At 73.2% G+C, this 13,264-nt stretch carries 12 protein-coding genes; 8 read left to right on the plus strand and 4 right to left on the minus strand.

What is annotated here, in order from left to right:
• Positions 1 to 6: 6 nt before the first annotated feature.
• Entirely contained in the window at positions 7 to 948 is a 942-nt protein-coding gene (locus ACJ6WD_RS20300; RefSeq protein ID WP_407616292.1) for a LysR substrate-binding domain-containing protein, read from the minus strand.
• Positions 949 to 1,098: 150 nt separating this feature from the next.
• Here ACJ6WD_RS20300 and ACJ6WD_RS20305 point away from each other — a divergent pair, with 150 nt between their 5' ends.
• The 5 genes from ACJ6WD_RS20305 to ACJ6WD_RS20325 all read left to right on the plus strand — a co-directional run bounded on the left by ACJ6WD_RS20305 (position 1,099) and on the right by ACJ6WD_RS20325 (position 5,709).
• Entirely contained in the window at positions 1,099 to 1,890 is a 792-nt protein-coding gene (locus ACJ6WD_RS20305) for an alpha/beta fold hydrolase (protein ID WP_407616293.1), read from the plus strand.
• A gap of 83 nt (positions 1,891 to 1,973) precedes the next feature.
• Positions 1,974 to 2,852, plus strand: a complete 879-nt coding sequence (locus ACJ6WD_RS20310; RefSeq protein WP_407616294.1) for an alpha/beta fold hydrolase — start codon at positions 1,974 to 1,976, stop codon at positions 2,850 to 2,852.
• A 153-nt stretch (positions 2,853 to 3,005) separates the two neighbouring features.
• Positions 3,006 to 4,397: a pyridoxal phosphate-dependent decarboxylase family protein gene (locus ACJ6WD_RS20315; RefSeq protein ID WP_407616295.1), complete on the plus strand. Its 1,392-nt coding sequence runs from the start codon at positions 3,006 to 3,008 to the stop codon at positions 4,395 to 4,397.
• A gap of 124 nt (positions 4,398 to 4,521) precedes the next feature.
• Positions 4,522 to 5,013 carry an SLATT domain-containing protein gene (locus ACJ6WD_RS20320; RefSeq protein ID WP_407616296.1) on the plus strand — a complete coding sequence of 164 codons (492 nt, stop codon included), beginning with the start codon at positions 4,522 to 4,524 and terminating at the stop codon, positions 5,011 to 5,013.
• Between the two features lie 99 nt (positions 5,014 to 5,112).
• Positions 5,113 to 5,709, plus strand: coding sequence for a GNAT family N-acetyltransferase (locus tag ACJ6WD_RS20325; RefSeq protein ID WP_407616297.1), 597 nt, complete (start codon positions 5,113 to 5,115; stop codon positions 5,707 to 5,709).
• Between the two features lie 67 nt (positions 5,710 to 5,776).
• Here the strand turns inward: ACJ6WD_RS20325 and ACJ6WD_RS20330 are convergent, their stop codons facing one another.
• On the minus strand, positions 5,777 to 7,321 hold the full coding sequence (locus ACJ6WD_RS20330; RefSeq protein WP_407616312.1) for an adenosine deaminase: 1,545 nt from the start codon (positions 7,319 to 7,321) through the stop codon (positions 5,777 to 5,779).
• Positions 7,322 to 7,900: 579 nt separating this feature from the next.
• A complete protein-coding gene (locus tag ACJ6WD_RS20335) occupies positions 7,901 to 9,346 on the minus strand; it encodes a glyceraldehyde-3-phosphate dehydrogenase (RefSeq protein WP_016576644.1) in 1,446 nt (481 codons plus the stop codon).
• A gap of 267 nt (positions 9,347 to 9,613) precedes the next feature.
• On the opposite strand from ACJ6WD_RS20335, the gene ACJ6WD_RS20340 reads away from it, so the two are divergent.
• The 3 genes from ACJ6WD_RS20340 to ACJ6WD_RS20350 all read left to right on the plus strand — a co-directional run bounded on the left by ACJ6WD_RS20340 (position 9,614) and on the right by ACJ6WD_RS20350 (position 12,830).
• Complete coding sequence (locus ACJ6WD_RS20340; protein ID WP_331246345.1) at positions 9,614 to 10,354, plus strand: FadR/GntR family transcriptional regulator; 741 nt, start codon at positions 9,614 to 9,616, stop codon at positions 10,352 to 10,354.
• Between the two features lie 85 nt (positions 10,355 to 10,439).
• Positions 10,440 to 11,849, plus strand: a complete 1,410-nt coding sequence (gene aspA, locus ACJ6WD_RS20345; RefSeq protein ID WP_407616298.1) for an aspartate ammonia-lyase — start codon at positions 10,440 to 10,442, stop codon at positions 11,847 to 11,849.
• 186 nt (positions 11,850 to 12,035) lie between these two features.
• A complete protein-coding gene (locus tag ACJ6WD_RS20350; protein WP_016573942.1) occupies positions 12,036 to 12,830 on the plus strand; it encodes a carbon-nitrogen hydrolase family protein in 795 nt (264 codons plus the stop codon).
• Between the two features lie 49 nt (positions 12,831 to 12,879).
• Here the strand turns inward: ACJ6WD_RS20350 and ACJ6WD_RS20355 are convergent, their stop codons facing one another.
• A complete protein-coding gene (locus ACJ6WD_RS20355) occupies positions 12,880 to 13,263 on the minus strand; it encodes a helix-turn-helix transcriptional regulator (protein ID WP_233657538.1) in 384 nt (127 codons plus the stop codon).
• Position 13,264: the final 1 nt, after the last annotated feature.

Below are 13,264 nucleotides of genomic sequence, written 5' to 3' on the forward strand. Positions count from 1 at the left end.
CACCGCTCATCCGGAACTCGGTGCGCGGTGCGGGTCCGGGGCTGCCGCCGGGGCACCGGGGGCGTCGTCGGCCGCGGCGTTGCAGGCGTCGATCAGCGCGCGCAGGCCGGCCCGCGGCGGTCCGGGCCGCACCGCGAGGTAGGTCCGCAGGGTCGGCTCGGGCTCGCACAGGGGGCGGAACACCACGCCCGGCATCGGGAGTTGTTCGGCGTGCGGGGCGTAGAAGACCGTCCAGGACGGGGTGCCGTAGCCGATGGCGGCGAGGGTGTCCTGGGCGTTGGTGAACTCCGGGCCCATGACCGGTTCGAAGCCGGCCTCCCGGCAGGAGCGCAGGACCAGGTCGTGGAGCGCGGGGTTGCGCGCGGGCGGGGAGAGCCGCAGCGGCAGCTCGGCGAGGTGGGCCAGTTCGACGGCCTCCCGGGCCGCGAGCGGGTGGTGCGCGGGCAGCGCGACCCGCAGCGCGTCCTGCCACAGGGGCAGGAACTCCAGCCCCTGTTGGATCCGTTCGCCGCGCAGCAGGGTGGCGTCCAGTTCGCCGGTGCGCACCTTCGCCAGGCGCTCCTCGGTGCTGCCGGTGACGAGTTCCAGCGGGGCGTGGCCGGCGGACCGGGCGAACGCGGCCAGCAGGGTGTCCAGCCGCTCACCCAGTCCGGAGCTGGTGCCGAGCCGCACCCGCGCCGCCTGCTCGGCGCGCAGTGCGTCGACCGCTTCGCGGGCGCGGGCCTGGAGGGCGAGCATCTCCCTGGCGTACGGCAGGAGCCGGTCGCCGGCCTCGGTGAGGCGGACCGTGCGGGTGGTGCGGGTGAACAGTTCGGTGCCCAGCTCGCGTTCGAGCCGGCGGAGCTGCTGGCTCACCGCGGACTGCACGATGTGCAGCCGTTCGGCGGCCCGGCCGAAGTGCAGTTCCTCCGCCACGGTGAGGAAGTAGCGCAGCTGTCGGATCTCCATGGTCCCCCGTTCGCCGTGACCCTCATTGATCACCGTTCGCGATCAGTGTAAGCGCGGATCACCCATTGGTCGGCGGACGTGATCGCGGTTGGCTGAGGGCACCACGAACCGCAGGCCCGCAGGGGCCCGACGAAGCGAGGAGGAGCCGCCGTGCCCCAGCTGGACGTCAACGACACCACCCTCTACTACGAGGACGAGGGCACCGGCCCCGCGCTGCTGCTCCTGCACGGCTGGGGCACCAGCGCCCGGACCTGGGGCGCGCAGCTGGCCGACCTCACCCGGGACCACCGGGTGGTCACCGTCGACTGGCGGGGCTGCGGGCGGTCGGCCCGACCCCTCCGGGGCAACACCACCGCCGGGGTCGTCAGCGACCTGGTGGCGCTGATCGGCGCGCTGCGGCTGGACCGGCCGGTGGTCGTCGGCTCGTCGATCGGCGCGACCTTCGCCACCGAACTGGGCGTCAGGCGACCGGAGTTGACCAGTGGGGTGATCGCGGTGGACGGACCGGCGTACTGGCCGTCCAGCGGGATGCCGCTGGCCGAACTGACCGACGGCCTGCGCCGCGACCGGGCCGGCACCCTGGCCGCGTGGGTACCGCAGTGGTACGCACCGGGCACCTCGCCCGCGCTGGTCGACTGGACGGTCCGGCAGATCCTGGACTCCGGGGTCCACATCGACGAGCACTTCGCCGCGGCCGCCGCCTACGACCCGCGGCCGGTCCTGCCCGCGCTCCGGGTGCCGATCCACTACCTGCACGGCGCGTTGGACACCGAGATCCCGCTGGAGGTGCCCCGGAGCTGCGCCGCGCTCACGCCCGGCGCAGGGCTCAGCATGATCGCCGGCGCGGGCCACATGCCGCAGCAGGAGCGGCCCGCCGAGTTCAACGCCGCACTGCGCGCCGCCCTGGCCCGGATGGTGCCGGCCGCCCGCGCCACCGCCTGAAAACGCCCGCCCGCCGACCCGGCCGGCCGGCGCACGGCCGTGCGCCCCTTCCCGCCACGTTCCCACCCAGCAAGGAGACTTCCATGCCCGTCGTCCACGTCCCCCTCAGCGCCGGCCCGGCCGCCGTCGAGTACGACCGCACCGGGACCGGCCCCGGAGTGGTGCTGGTGCACGGCACCGGCGCCACCCGCGAACAGTGGCTGCCGCTGACCGACGCCGTCGCCGACCGCTTCACGGTGGTCGCGCCGGACTACTCGGGTTCCGGCGGCACCACCGACCACGGCGGACCGCTCACCCTGGCCGACCTCGCCGACGAGGTGCTGGCCGCCGCCGACCACGCCGGGCTGGACCGCTTCCACCTGGTCGGCCACTCGCTGGGCGCCGCGATCGCCACCCACCTCGCCGCGCACCGGCCCGAGCGGGTCCGCTCACTGCTGCTGCACGCCGGATGGGTGCACACCGACACCCGGATGCGGGCCGAGTTCACCCACTGGCTCGACCTGCTGCGCACCGACGCCGCGCACGGCACCGCGCACTTCGCCCGGATGCTGCCGCTGGCCGCACTGGGCCCGCGGTACTGGCAGCGCACCGACACCGCGGCGAACGAGGAGTTGGTGCAGGCACTGGCCACGACGCTGGCGCCCGGGACCGCCCGCCAGACCGAGGTGGACCTCTCCGTGGACCTGCGCCCGGTGCTCGGTCGGATCACGGCACCGACGCTGGTGCTGGCCAGCGCCCACGACCAGATCATCGGCGCCGACCAGCAGCGGGCGCTGCTCGCCGGCATCCGCGACAGCCGCTACCAGGAGATCGACGCCGGGCACGGGGCCCCGGGCGAGGACCCGGCCGGATTCGCGGCGCTGATCGCCGGGTTCCTGGACGAGCGCCGCGCCGCGGACGCGTCCGCCACGGGGGACGCGCAGGGCGCCCCGGACGGGCCGGCCGTCGCGGCGCGGGCGTAGGGCCCGCGCCGGCGGCCGCTCCGCCCGGCACGGCCGCTGCGCTCACCCGGCCCGTTTTCCAGTCCACTTGTCGCGCATTGGACCAGGAGGCGGGGAGGCCCTCCCGGCTAGCGTCGGCGGGAACGCTGCTCGAACCGACGAACGGAGCGCACCGTGCACCCCCAGCTCGCCGCCGACCTCGCCGCCCTGCCCGACCTGTTGGACACCACCCGGCGGCAGGCCGTCGCGCACCTCGACGGGCTCGCCGCGGCGCCGGTCGTCCCCGCCCGACCGGCCCCGGAACCGGCCCCGCTGCCCGAGCGCGGCACCGGACTGCGCGACGCCCTCGGGGAGTTCGCCGCGCGGTGGCAGCCCGGGCTGTCGGCGAGCGCCGGGCCGCGCTACCTCGGCTTCGTCACCGGCGGCGTGACGCCGGCGGCCCTCGCGGGCGACTGGCTGACGGCCACCGTCGACCAGAACTCCATGTCGTCCCTGGACGCCACCGGACAGCACCTGGAACACGAGACCGTGCGCTGGCTGCGCACGCTCTTCGGGCTCTCCGACGCCCATGACGGCACGCTGGTCAGCGGCGCGACGATGTCCAACACGGTGGGTCTGGCGATCGCCCGGGAATGGCTCGGGGAGCGTCGGGGCGTCTCGCCGGCGCAGGACGGCGTGGCGGCACTGGGCCCGGTGCGGGTGCTGTCCGGCGCCGCGCACTCCAGCGTGGCCAAGGCCCTGTCGGTGCTGGGCCTCGGCCGGTCCGCGCTGGTCACCGTCCCCACCCTCCCCGACCGGGAGGCGGTGGACCCGGCGGCCCTGGAGCGCGCCCTCCAGGAAGCGGACGGGCCGTGCGTCATCGTCGCCAACGCCGGCACCGTCAACACCGTCGACTTCGACGACCTGCCCGCCCTCGCCGCGCTCCGCGACCGCTACGGCTGCTGGCTGCACGTGGACGCCGCGTTCGGCGCCTTCGCCGCGCTCTCCCCGGACCACGCCCACCTGGTCGACGGCCTCGACCTGGCCGACTCGCTCTGCATCGACCTGCACAAGTGGCTGAACGTCCCGTACGACAGCGCGGTCCAGTTCACCCGCCGCCGCGACCTCCAGGCCCGGGTCTTCCAGAACGCCGCCGCCTACCTGGGTCCGTTGGGCGACGCCCCGGACCTGGTGCACCTCACCCCGGAGAACTCCCGCCGGCTGCGAGCCCTGTCCACCTGGTTCACGCTGCGCGCCTACGGGCGCGAGGGCCACCGCGAGATCGTGGAACGGTGTGCGGAAGGCGCCCGCGCCCTGGGCGAGGCGATCGCCGCCCTCGACGGACTGCGGCTGCTCGCGCCGGTCCGCCTGAACGTCGTCTGCTTCACCCTCGCCGACGCCCCCACCGCGGACCGGCTCGCCGCGCTGGCCGACGCACTGGCCGGCGAGGTCTTCCTGACCCCCACCGTGTATGCCGGACTGCCCGCCCTGCGGGCCGCGTTCAGCAACTGGCGGACCACCGCCGAGGACGTCCGGCGGATCGCCGCGGCCCTGGAGGAGGCGGTGCGCGCACGGCCCGCCCACTAACCGGCCGCCGGCCCCCCACCGCCCCCCTGGTGCCCTATCACGGTGCGCACTTGACAGGGACTTCACAGTCGGGCGAGATGGTGCCTGCGCAGGGGGCGTGGTGGTCGAGTCGGGGGTACAGACGGTGGCAGATGGCGGCGCTCTGGACTGCGTCAAGATACTGGAGCGTTGGAGCCGGGGCTTACAGATGCTCCATGTGGCGCACAACATCGCCTCGGAGCGATTCGATCATTGGAACCGCGTCAGCGGCATCACCACAGCCATGCTGTCCGCCGTCGTCGGCACCACGCTCTTCGCCTCGCTCTCGACCTCCGGCCTCACCGGTGTTCGTGTGGTGGCCGGCGCCGCCAGCCTGCTGACGGCCGCGCTCAGTGCCGGCCAACTCGTCTGGAACTACCCGGAACTCGCCTCGCGCCACCGAGCCGCCGCTGTGCGCTACGCGGCCCTCCGTCGGAAGGTGGAACTGCGGTTGGCGAACGGGGACCAGATGACCGAGACAGACGTCGACGTCACGTCGTCCGAGTGGGAGGAGATCGAGCAGTCGGCCCCGCAACTGCCGATCGGGGTCCGCCGCCGTGCCAGGAGAGAGATCGCCAGCGTCCCGCCACGCACCTGAGCACCGCACCCGGCGACACGACACTGCCCTGACCAGGATCCGGCACGGCACCACAACTACACGGCAGAGGTTGTCTGATGCGGCGCTAGGCTGCCGCCCATGCGACCCCTCACGACCGACGAGCCCCACGACGCCTCGGAGCCCGTCCTCCTCGACGCCCGCGCGGTGCTGGCCGACCCCGAACGCGCCGCCGGGTTCGTCGGGGCGGCGCACCGGATCCTCGCCGACCTGGTCGCCGGGGGCGCGGCACTGGGCTGGGTGGACCCCCCGGAGCGGGCGGAGGTGGCCGAACTCGTCGAGCGGGTGTGGGCCGCGGCCACTGTCGGCGACGGGGCGCTGCGGGCCGCGTACGTCGGACGGACCCTGCTCGGCCTGGGCTACTGGCTGCGCTACACCCGGCCGACGCACCGCCCGCACGCCGACCTGGAGAAGCTGGCGGTGGCTGGCGCCGCGCACGGTCGCGGCATCGGACGGGCGCTGACCGGCGCGCTGGTCGACGACGCCCGGCGGGCCGGCGTCGAGGTGCTCACCCTGGACGCCCGGGGCGACAACGCCCACGCCCTGCGGATGTACCGGTCGTTGGGCTTCCGGGAGTACGGCCGGATCCCGGACTTCGTCGCGCTCGGCGACCGCCGCTGGGACAAGGTCTTCTACCTGCTGGACTTCCGCGCGCAGCCCACCGGAACGGCCGGCTGAGCGGACGGCGCCGGGCCCCGAGCTCCGTCGTGGACGGGGCCCGGGGCCCGGGAGGGCCGGTCCGCGCTCAGCGTCGGGCGGCGAACTTCTTCTCGAAGGCGGCGAACGCCGCCTCCTGCCGCCACTCGACGGCCGCCTTGGGGCTGGACGCGAGCAGCAGCCGGCAGGCGGCGCCGGGGGTGCCGCTGCCGGGGAGCTGGCCGCGGCAGGCGGCGACCGGGTGGTAGCCGGACCGGGTCGGGTTGCCCTGCCACAGGCTGCGGCCGGAGAGGAAGGAGTACTGGAGGGAGGCCCGGGCCAGGTCCTTCAGCTCGCCGTAGCCGAGGCGGTACGTCGTGGACGCGTACTGGTACTCGTGGCTGATGTCGATGCGGGAGACGCCCGGGTCATCGGTGGCCAGCACGATCGGCACGCCGTACGCCCGGTAGGTGGCGAAGGGGTGCTCGGCGCCCTTGACGCCGAGGATCTGGGCGTTGCTGGTGAAGGGGACCTCGACGGCGACCTGGCGGGCGGCCATGGTGCGGGCCAACTGCTGCCAGCCGTCCTCGTGGACGAGGTCGACGCCGTGGCCGATGCGTTCCGCGTGCGCGACGTTGACGGCCTCGTTGACGTGGAACTTCAGGTCTTCCGGCTTGGCCAGGCCCGGCCACAGCTCACCGGCGTGCAGGGTGATGTGGGCCCGCGGGTAGGTGCGGTGCAGGTAGTCGAGCATCTTCATCTGGAGGCCGTAGTTGCGCAGCGCGCTCTCGCCGTCCTCGGGCTGGACGAGGTTGACGGCGGTGAAGCGCGGGTCCCGTTCGGCCAGCCGCAGTCCGACCTCCATCTGCGCGAACACCCGCTCGGGGCTGCTGCCCCGGGACACCTGGGAGTTCCACCGCACGGTGAGCCGGCAGGCGGGCGCGGGTCGGGCGGTGCCGCAGCGGGAGGTCTTGCGGAACTCGGCGTCGGCGTCGTCCGCTTCCTTGCGCGCGGTGGCCACCAGGCGGTCCAGCTTGCCGTCGGCGACCAGCGCCCGGTGCATGCGGTCGAAGTCGCCGAGCCAACCGACCTGGTCGGCGACCTTCTTGGTCTCCTCGGAGGCGGGGGTGACCAGCGTCTCCAGGTAGAACTGGTTCTGTCCGACGATGTCGTCGGCGACCCGCGACAGCAGCTTGCCGCGGTGGCGCCAGGTCACCTCGCCGAACTTGCCGAAGGTGTCGAAGAAGTGGTCGTGGCCCGAGGTGCCCGACGGGAAGTCCTCCATCGACCAGGCACGCACCAGCGCGTCGTGGAAGGCGCGGTCGGTCCGGGCGTCCGCCGCCGGCCGCTTGCCCGGTCCGCACGGCCCCGGGACGGCCGTCATCGTCTGCACGTCGACGCACAGGTCGTCCTCGGCGGCGAGGGTGATCAGGTACTCGGTCGGCACCGCGCCGGAGAGGTGGTTGTGCAGGTCGCCGCCCTTGGGCAACTGCCGGAAGAAGCCGCGCAGTTGCGCCGGGTCCTTGCGGACGGAGTCCAAGTAGGCGGCGGTGCGGGTTTCGGCCGCGGTCAGCGGACGGGCCGACGGCGACGCGGGAGCGGGGGTACGGGGTGACTGCGCGGCGGCCGGCAGGGCGGACATCAACGACAGCATGCTGAGGGTGGCCAGACCGGTCCGGAGGACCCGGCGACGGTGCGTGGCACGACGATGATCACGATTCACGTTCGCATCGTCACCGTCCGGCAAAGTTCTGGCGAGGCACTTTTCGGCAATTCCCCCGGACGGGGACCGTCCGGCACCGTGTGCGGATCGGCCGCGCCTCAATTCCCTTCGGGCCGGGCGGCCTTGAGGGCGGCCTTCGTCAGGTGTTGCCGCCGGTGCCCATGGGCACCGGCGGCGGCGCCGGCCGCGGCTGGTGCGCAGTGGCGACTGCCGGCGGCCGACCCGTTGGGGGAAGGACCGGCACGACGCCGTCGATCGCCCGGACGCTGGCCGGTTTCGCACCGTGCTCGGCGTCCCCAGCTGCCGGACGGCTTCTCGGACGTCTTCGAGAGCGGTTCGTCGGCACGGTCCCGCCTGACCCAGAGGAGCCCACGGACGCCCTCCTCGACCACCCCCCGCCGCTCCTCGACAGCTGAACGGCGAAGGGGCGGCCGCCGATCCCGATCGGATCGATGACAGCCCCTCGGGCGCTCGGGCCCCGCCGGGCCACGGCCCGGCGGACCGCCGGGGTCAGGCCACCGGCGCCGGGTAGGTCGGGTACTCCACGCCGGAGACGTACTGGACGACCCGGATGACCTGGCAGGAGTAGCCGAACTCGTTGTCGTACCAGAGGTAGAGGATCGCGTTGTCCCCGTCGACCTTGGTGGCGCCGGCGTCGACGATCGACGCGTGGCGCGAGCCGATGAAGTCGTTGGAGACCGCGTCGGGGGCGCTGGTGAAGTCGATCTGGCGCTTGAGCGGCGAGGTCAGCGACACGTCACGCAGGTAGTCGAGGACCTCCTCGCGGCTGGTCTCGCGCGCCAGCTGGAGGTTGAGGATGGCGATCGAGACGTCCGGCACCGGCACCCGGATCGAGCTGCCGGTGATCTTCGCCTGGAGGTCGGGCAGCGCCTTGGCGACGGCGGACGCGGCACCGGTCTCGGTGATGACCATGTTGAGCGGCGCCGAACGGCCGCGACGCTCGGACTTGTGGTAATTGTCCAGCAGGTTCTGGTCGTTGGTGAACGAGTGGACGGTCTCCACGTGACCGCGCAGGACGCCGTACTCGTCGTCCATCGCCTTCAGCGGCGGGACGATCGCGTTGGTGGTGCAGGAGGCGCAGGACAGGATCTGCTCGTCCGGCTTGATCATGTCGTGGTTGACGCCGTGCACGATGTTGGGCACGTCGCCCTTGCCCGGGGCGGTCAGCACCACCTTGTCGACACCGGGGCGGAGGTGCTTCGACAGGCCCTCGCGGTCGCGCCACTTGCCGGTGTTGTCGATCAGGATGGCGTTCTTGATCCCGTACGCCGTGTAGTCGACCTCGCTCGGGTCGTTGGCGTAGATCACCTTGATCTCGTTGCCGTTGGCGACGATCGTGCTGTTCGCCTCGTCGACCGTGATCGTGCCCTGGAACTGGCCGTGGATGGAGTCCCGGCGCAGCAGCGAGGCGCGCTTGACGATGTCCTGCTCGCCGCCGCCGCGGACCACGATGGCGCGCAGCCGCAGGCCGTTGCCGGAGCCGGCCTTCTCTATGAGGAGGCGGGCCACGAGGCGGCCGATCCGGCCGAAGCCGTAGAGGACGACGTCGCGCCCCTCGCGGCACTCGATCTTGTTGGCGCCGGTGGCGCCGGCGACGGCCTCGGCGGTGAAGTCCGCGATCGAGAGCCCGCGGTCGTCGGCCCGGTACGTCGCGGCCAGCATCCCGAGGTCGATCTGGGAGGGGCCGAGGTCGAGCGTGGTGAGGGCCTCCAGGAACGGCAGCGTCTCGGTGACCGACAGCTCCTCGCCTGCGATCTGCCGGGCGAACCGGTGCGTCTTGAGGATGCTGACCACCGACTTGTTCACCAAGGAGCGGCTGTGGAGGAGAACGGTGACGTCCCGCTCCCGGTGCAGCTTCCCGATGATCGGGATCATCGACTCCGCGATCTCCTCGCGGTTCTTCCAGTTAGTGAACGAGTCGTCGTTGACAGTCACAGGCTTATCTCTCGATCGAGCTAGGCGGTGCTCATATGCTAACCCCACCCGATTTCGGCCGTTCAGGGGGTGTCCCGAGCGGCCCGCACCACATCCTCCTTCACCTCAACTCACTGGAAAGCAAGGGCCGTTGGCAGCACCTCGACGTCCGCCCGGCACGCCGGCGACCGGGAAGCGGGTGTGGCGCAGAACACTCGACACCCGGCGTCCGCGCCCCCACGCGCCCCGCGCTTGACAGCTCCCCCACCGTCGGTCGACGATCCCCAGGTGAACCTGTCAGACAGCCAGACAGCCGGTGTCCCGCCGCTCTCCCCCGTCCCGCGCCGCGTGAGCGCGATGGAGGCGGTGCTGAGCCATCTGCGCGGGGCCATCGAGCGGGGCGACTACGCCGTCGGCGACAAGCTCCCCTCCGAGGCCGAGCTGTGCCGCCGCCTCGAAGTCAGCCGGCCGGTGCTCCGCGAGGCGCTGCGCGCGCTCCAGACGATGGGGCTCACCGTCTCCCGCACCGGCAAGGGCACCTTCGTCGTCTCGGACGGGGCGGTCGCCGACCCGACCTTCGGCGACTACGCGGCCAGCGACCTGCTGGAGGTCCGGCGGCACGTCGAGGTCCCGGTCGCCGGGTACGCGGCGCTGCGCCGGACGCCGGAGGACCTCGACCGCCTGGCACACCTGCTGGAACGGATGGAGCGGGAGGCCGACACCACCGCCTGGGTCGCCATGGACACGCTCTTCCACCTGGCGGTCGCCGAGGCCGCCCGGAACCCGGTCTTCCGACGGGTGATCGAGGAGATCCGGGACGCGCTGGCCCGCCAGTCGGCCTTCCTCAACGACGTCGGCGGCCGCCGCGAGCAGGCGAACCGGGAACACCGGGCGATCGTGGAGGCCCTCGTGGACCGGTCCGAGCACGACGCCGTCGAAGCGATGAAGCACCACCTCGCGCGGGTCGAGTCGACGCTGTCGACCATCGTCGGACCGGCACGGGCGGCGGCCCCGCCGGACCGCCCGTAGCCGACCGCCCCGGCCCCGGCGCCCCACCGCAGGGGCACCCGCCGCACCCCTCTCCGCATCCCACCGCACGAAGGAACCTCCCGTCATGACGTCCGGCCACCGCCGCGAACACGACCTGCTCGGCGACCGCGAGATACCCTCCGACGCCTACTGGGGCGTGCACACCCTGCGCGCCACGGAGAACTTCCCGATCACCGGCGCCTCGATCGCGGGCTACCCGCACCTGATCGACGCGCTCGCCGCCGTCAAGGAGGCCGCCGCCCGCGCCAACGCGGGCCTGGGCCTGCTCGCCCCGGAGTCGGCCGACGCGATCGTCGCCGCCTGCCGGGAGATCCAAGCCGGCCGCCTGCACGACCAGTTCGTCGTCGACGTGATCCAGGGCGGCGCCGGCACATCGACCAACATGAACGCCAACGAGGTGATCGCCAACCGGGCGTTGGAGCTGCTGGGGCACGCCAAGGGCGACTACGCCCGGCTGCACCCCAACGAGCACGTCAACCTCAGCCAGTCCACCAACGACGTCTACCCGACGGCGGTCAAGGTGGCGACGGTGAGCGCGGTGCGCGAGCTGCTGGACGCGATGACGGTGCTGCGCGAGGCCTTCGCCGACAAGGCGGAGGAGTTCCGGGACGTCCTGAAGATGGGCCGCACCCAGCTCCAGGACGCGGTGCCGATGACGTTGGGCCAGGAGTTCTCGGCGTACGCGGTGATGTTGGAGGAGGACCAGAGCCGGCTGGCCGAGGCGGTCACCCTGATCCACGAGATCAACCTCGGGGCCACCGCCATCGGGACCGGCCTCAACGCGCCGAAGGGCTACGCCGAGGCGGCCCGCGGCCATCTGGCACGGATCACCGGACTGCCGCTGGTGACCGCCGCCAACCTCGTGGAGGCCACCCAGGACTGCGGGGCGTTCGTCCACCTGTCCGGTGTCCTCAAGCGGATCGCGGTCAAGCTCTCCAAGAGCTGCAACGACCTGCGGCTGCTCTCCTCCGGGCCGCGCGCCGGGCTCGCGGAGATCAACCTGCCGCCGGTGCAGGCCGGTTCGAGCATCATGCCGGGGAAGGTCAACCCGGTGATCCCGGAGGTCGTCAACCAGGTCGCCTTCGAGGTGATCGGCAACGACGTCACCATCACCATGGCCGCGGAGGCCGGTCAGCTCCAACTCAACGCCTTCGAACCGATCATCCTGCACGCGCTGTCGGAGAGCATCACCCACCTCGGGGCGGCCTGCCGCACCCTCGCCGAACGCTGCGTCCGGGGCATCACCGCCAACACCGAGGCCCTGCGGGCGAACGTGCAGAACTCCATCGGCCTGGTCACCGCCCTCAATCCGCACATCGGCTACACCGCGGCGACCGCGATCGCCAAGGAAGCCCTGGCCACCGGGCGCGGGGTCGCCGAACTGGTCCTGGAGCGGGGGCTGTTGCCCCAGGAGCGGCTCGCCGCGCTGCTGCGCCCGGAGGAGATCGCCGGCGCGGGCGGCGCACCGGCCTGATCCGGGCGGGCCGGGGCGGCCGTCCGTCGCCCCGGCCCCGGCGGAACCGGCCCCGACGGCCCCGGTCCGCGTCCGCGGCGGAGGAAAGGTGTGGTCCGGCCGCGGTACGGCGTACCGTCCTGATCAGGGCGGCCCGCACGATCCCCGCGCGGGCCGCGGGACCGGACACGACGGGAGAAGGCTCCGATGCGTATCGCGCTGTGCCAGATGACCTCTTCGACCGAGCCGAAGGAGAACCTCGCGCAGGTCGCGGACCTGGTGCGCCGGGCCGCCGCCGAGGGCGCACGGCTGGTGGTGCTGCCGGAGGCGGCGATGGTGTGCTTCGGAGCGCCGCTGGGGCCGCTGGCCGAACCGCTGGACGGACCGTGGGCCGAGGGCGTGCGGGCGGTGGCCCGGGAGGCCGGGGTGACCGTGGTCGTGGGGATGTTCACGCCGGCTCCGAACGGCCGGGTGGCCAACACCCTGCTGGTCACCGGGCCCGGCGTGGAGACCTCGTACGACAAGATCCACCTCTATGACGCCTTCGGATTCCGCGAGTCGGAGACCGTCGCGCCGGGCGAGCAGGTGGTGACGGTCGACGTGGACGGCGTCCGGGTGGGCCTGGCGACCTGCTACGACCTGCGGTTCCCGGAGCTCTTCCGGGCGCACGCGGACGCCGGGGCGACGGTGTCCGTGCTGGCCGCGTCCTGGGCCGCCGGCCCGGGCAAGCGGGACCAGTGGGACCTGCTGGTGCGGGCGCGGGCGCTGGACGCGACGGTCTGGTTGGCGGCGGTGGACCAGGCGGCACCGGACCAGGACGCCGATCCTGAGGCCCCCACCAAGGCACCGACCGGCGTGGGGCACAGCGCGCTGATCGGGCCGGACGGCACGGTGCGGGCGCGGCTGGGCGACGCGCCGGAGCTGCTGGTGGTCGAGGTGGACACGGCGGAGACCGAGCGGATCCGGCAGGCGGTGGCCGTGTTGGACAACCGGCGGATGTGAGCGGGCGGCACGGGCCCCGGTCGGAGCTTCCGGCCGGGGCCCGCGGCGTTCATCCGGCCAGCGGCTCCGCGCTGGGCGACGGCGCGTCGCGCAGGCCGAGGCGGAGGTGCTCGACGTGGTAGAGGGCCTGGTCGAGGAGTTCCGCGACGTGGTGGTCGTAGAGGGCGTAGACGATCGAGCGGCCGTTGCGTTCGCCGGTGACCAGGCCGAGGTTGCGCAGCAGCCGGAGCTGGTGGGAGCAGGCTGACTGCTCCATGCCGACGGCGGCGGCGAGGTCCCCCACCGCGCACGGGCCCTCCTGGAGGCGGGCCAGGATGCGGAGCCGGGAGGGGGTGGAGAGGGCCTGGAGGGTGGCGGCGACGTCGTCCGCCCCTACGGAGTCCAGGCGTTCTCGGGTGGTGGCGCTGCTCTTGTCATCAATTCCGTGGCCCATG

The organism is Streptomyces sp. VTCC 41912 (genome assembly GCF_045799175.1).
GTDB lineage: Bacteria > Actinomycetota > Actinomycetes > Streptomycetales > Streptomycetaceae > Streptomyces > Streptomyces albulus_C.

Bases quoted from the DNA above. Each gene is read 5' to 3' on its own strand.
- ACJ6WD_RS20325 (WP_407616297.1), top strand. From the start codon at position 5,113: ATGCGACCCCTCACGACCGACGAGCCCCACGACGCCTCGGAGCCCGTC.
- ACJ6WD_RS20300 (WP_407616292.1), bottom strand. From the start codon at position 948: ATGGAGATCCGACAGCTGCGCTACTTCCTCACCGTGGCGGAGGAACTG.
- ACJ6WD_RS20310 (WP_407616294.1), top strand. From the start codon at position 1,974: ATGCCCGTCGTCCACGTCCCCCTCAGCGCCGGCCCGGCCGCCGTCGAG.
- ACJ6WD_RS20350 (WP_016573942.1), top strand. From the start codon at position 12,036: ATGCGTATCGCGCTGTGCCAGATGACCTCTTCGACCGAGCCGAAGGAG.
- ACJ6WD_RS20355 (WP_233657538.1), bottom strand. From the start codon at position 13,263: ATGGGCCACGGAATTGATGACAAGAGCAGCGCCACCACCCGAGAACGC.
- aspA (WP_407616298.1), top strand. From the start codon at position 10,440: ATGACGTCCGGCCACCGCCGCGAACACGACCTGCTCGGCGACCGCGAG.
- ACJ6WD_RS20330 (WP_407616312.1), bottom strand. From the start codon at position 7,321: ATGCTGTCGTTGATGTCCGCCCTGCCGGCCGCCGCGCAGTCACCCCGT.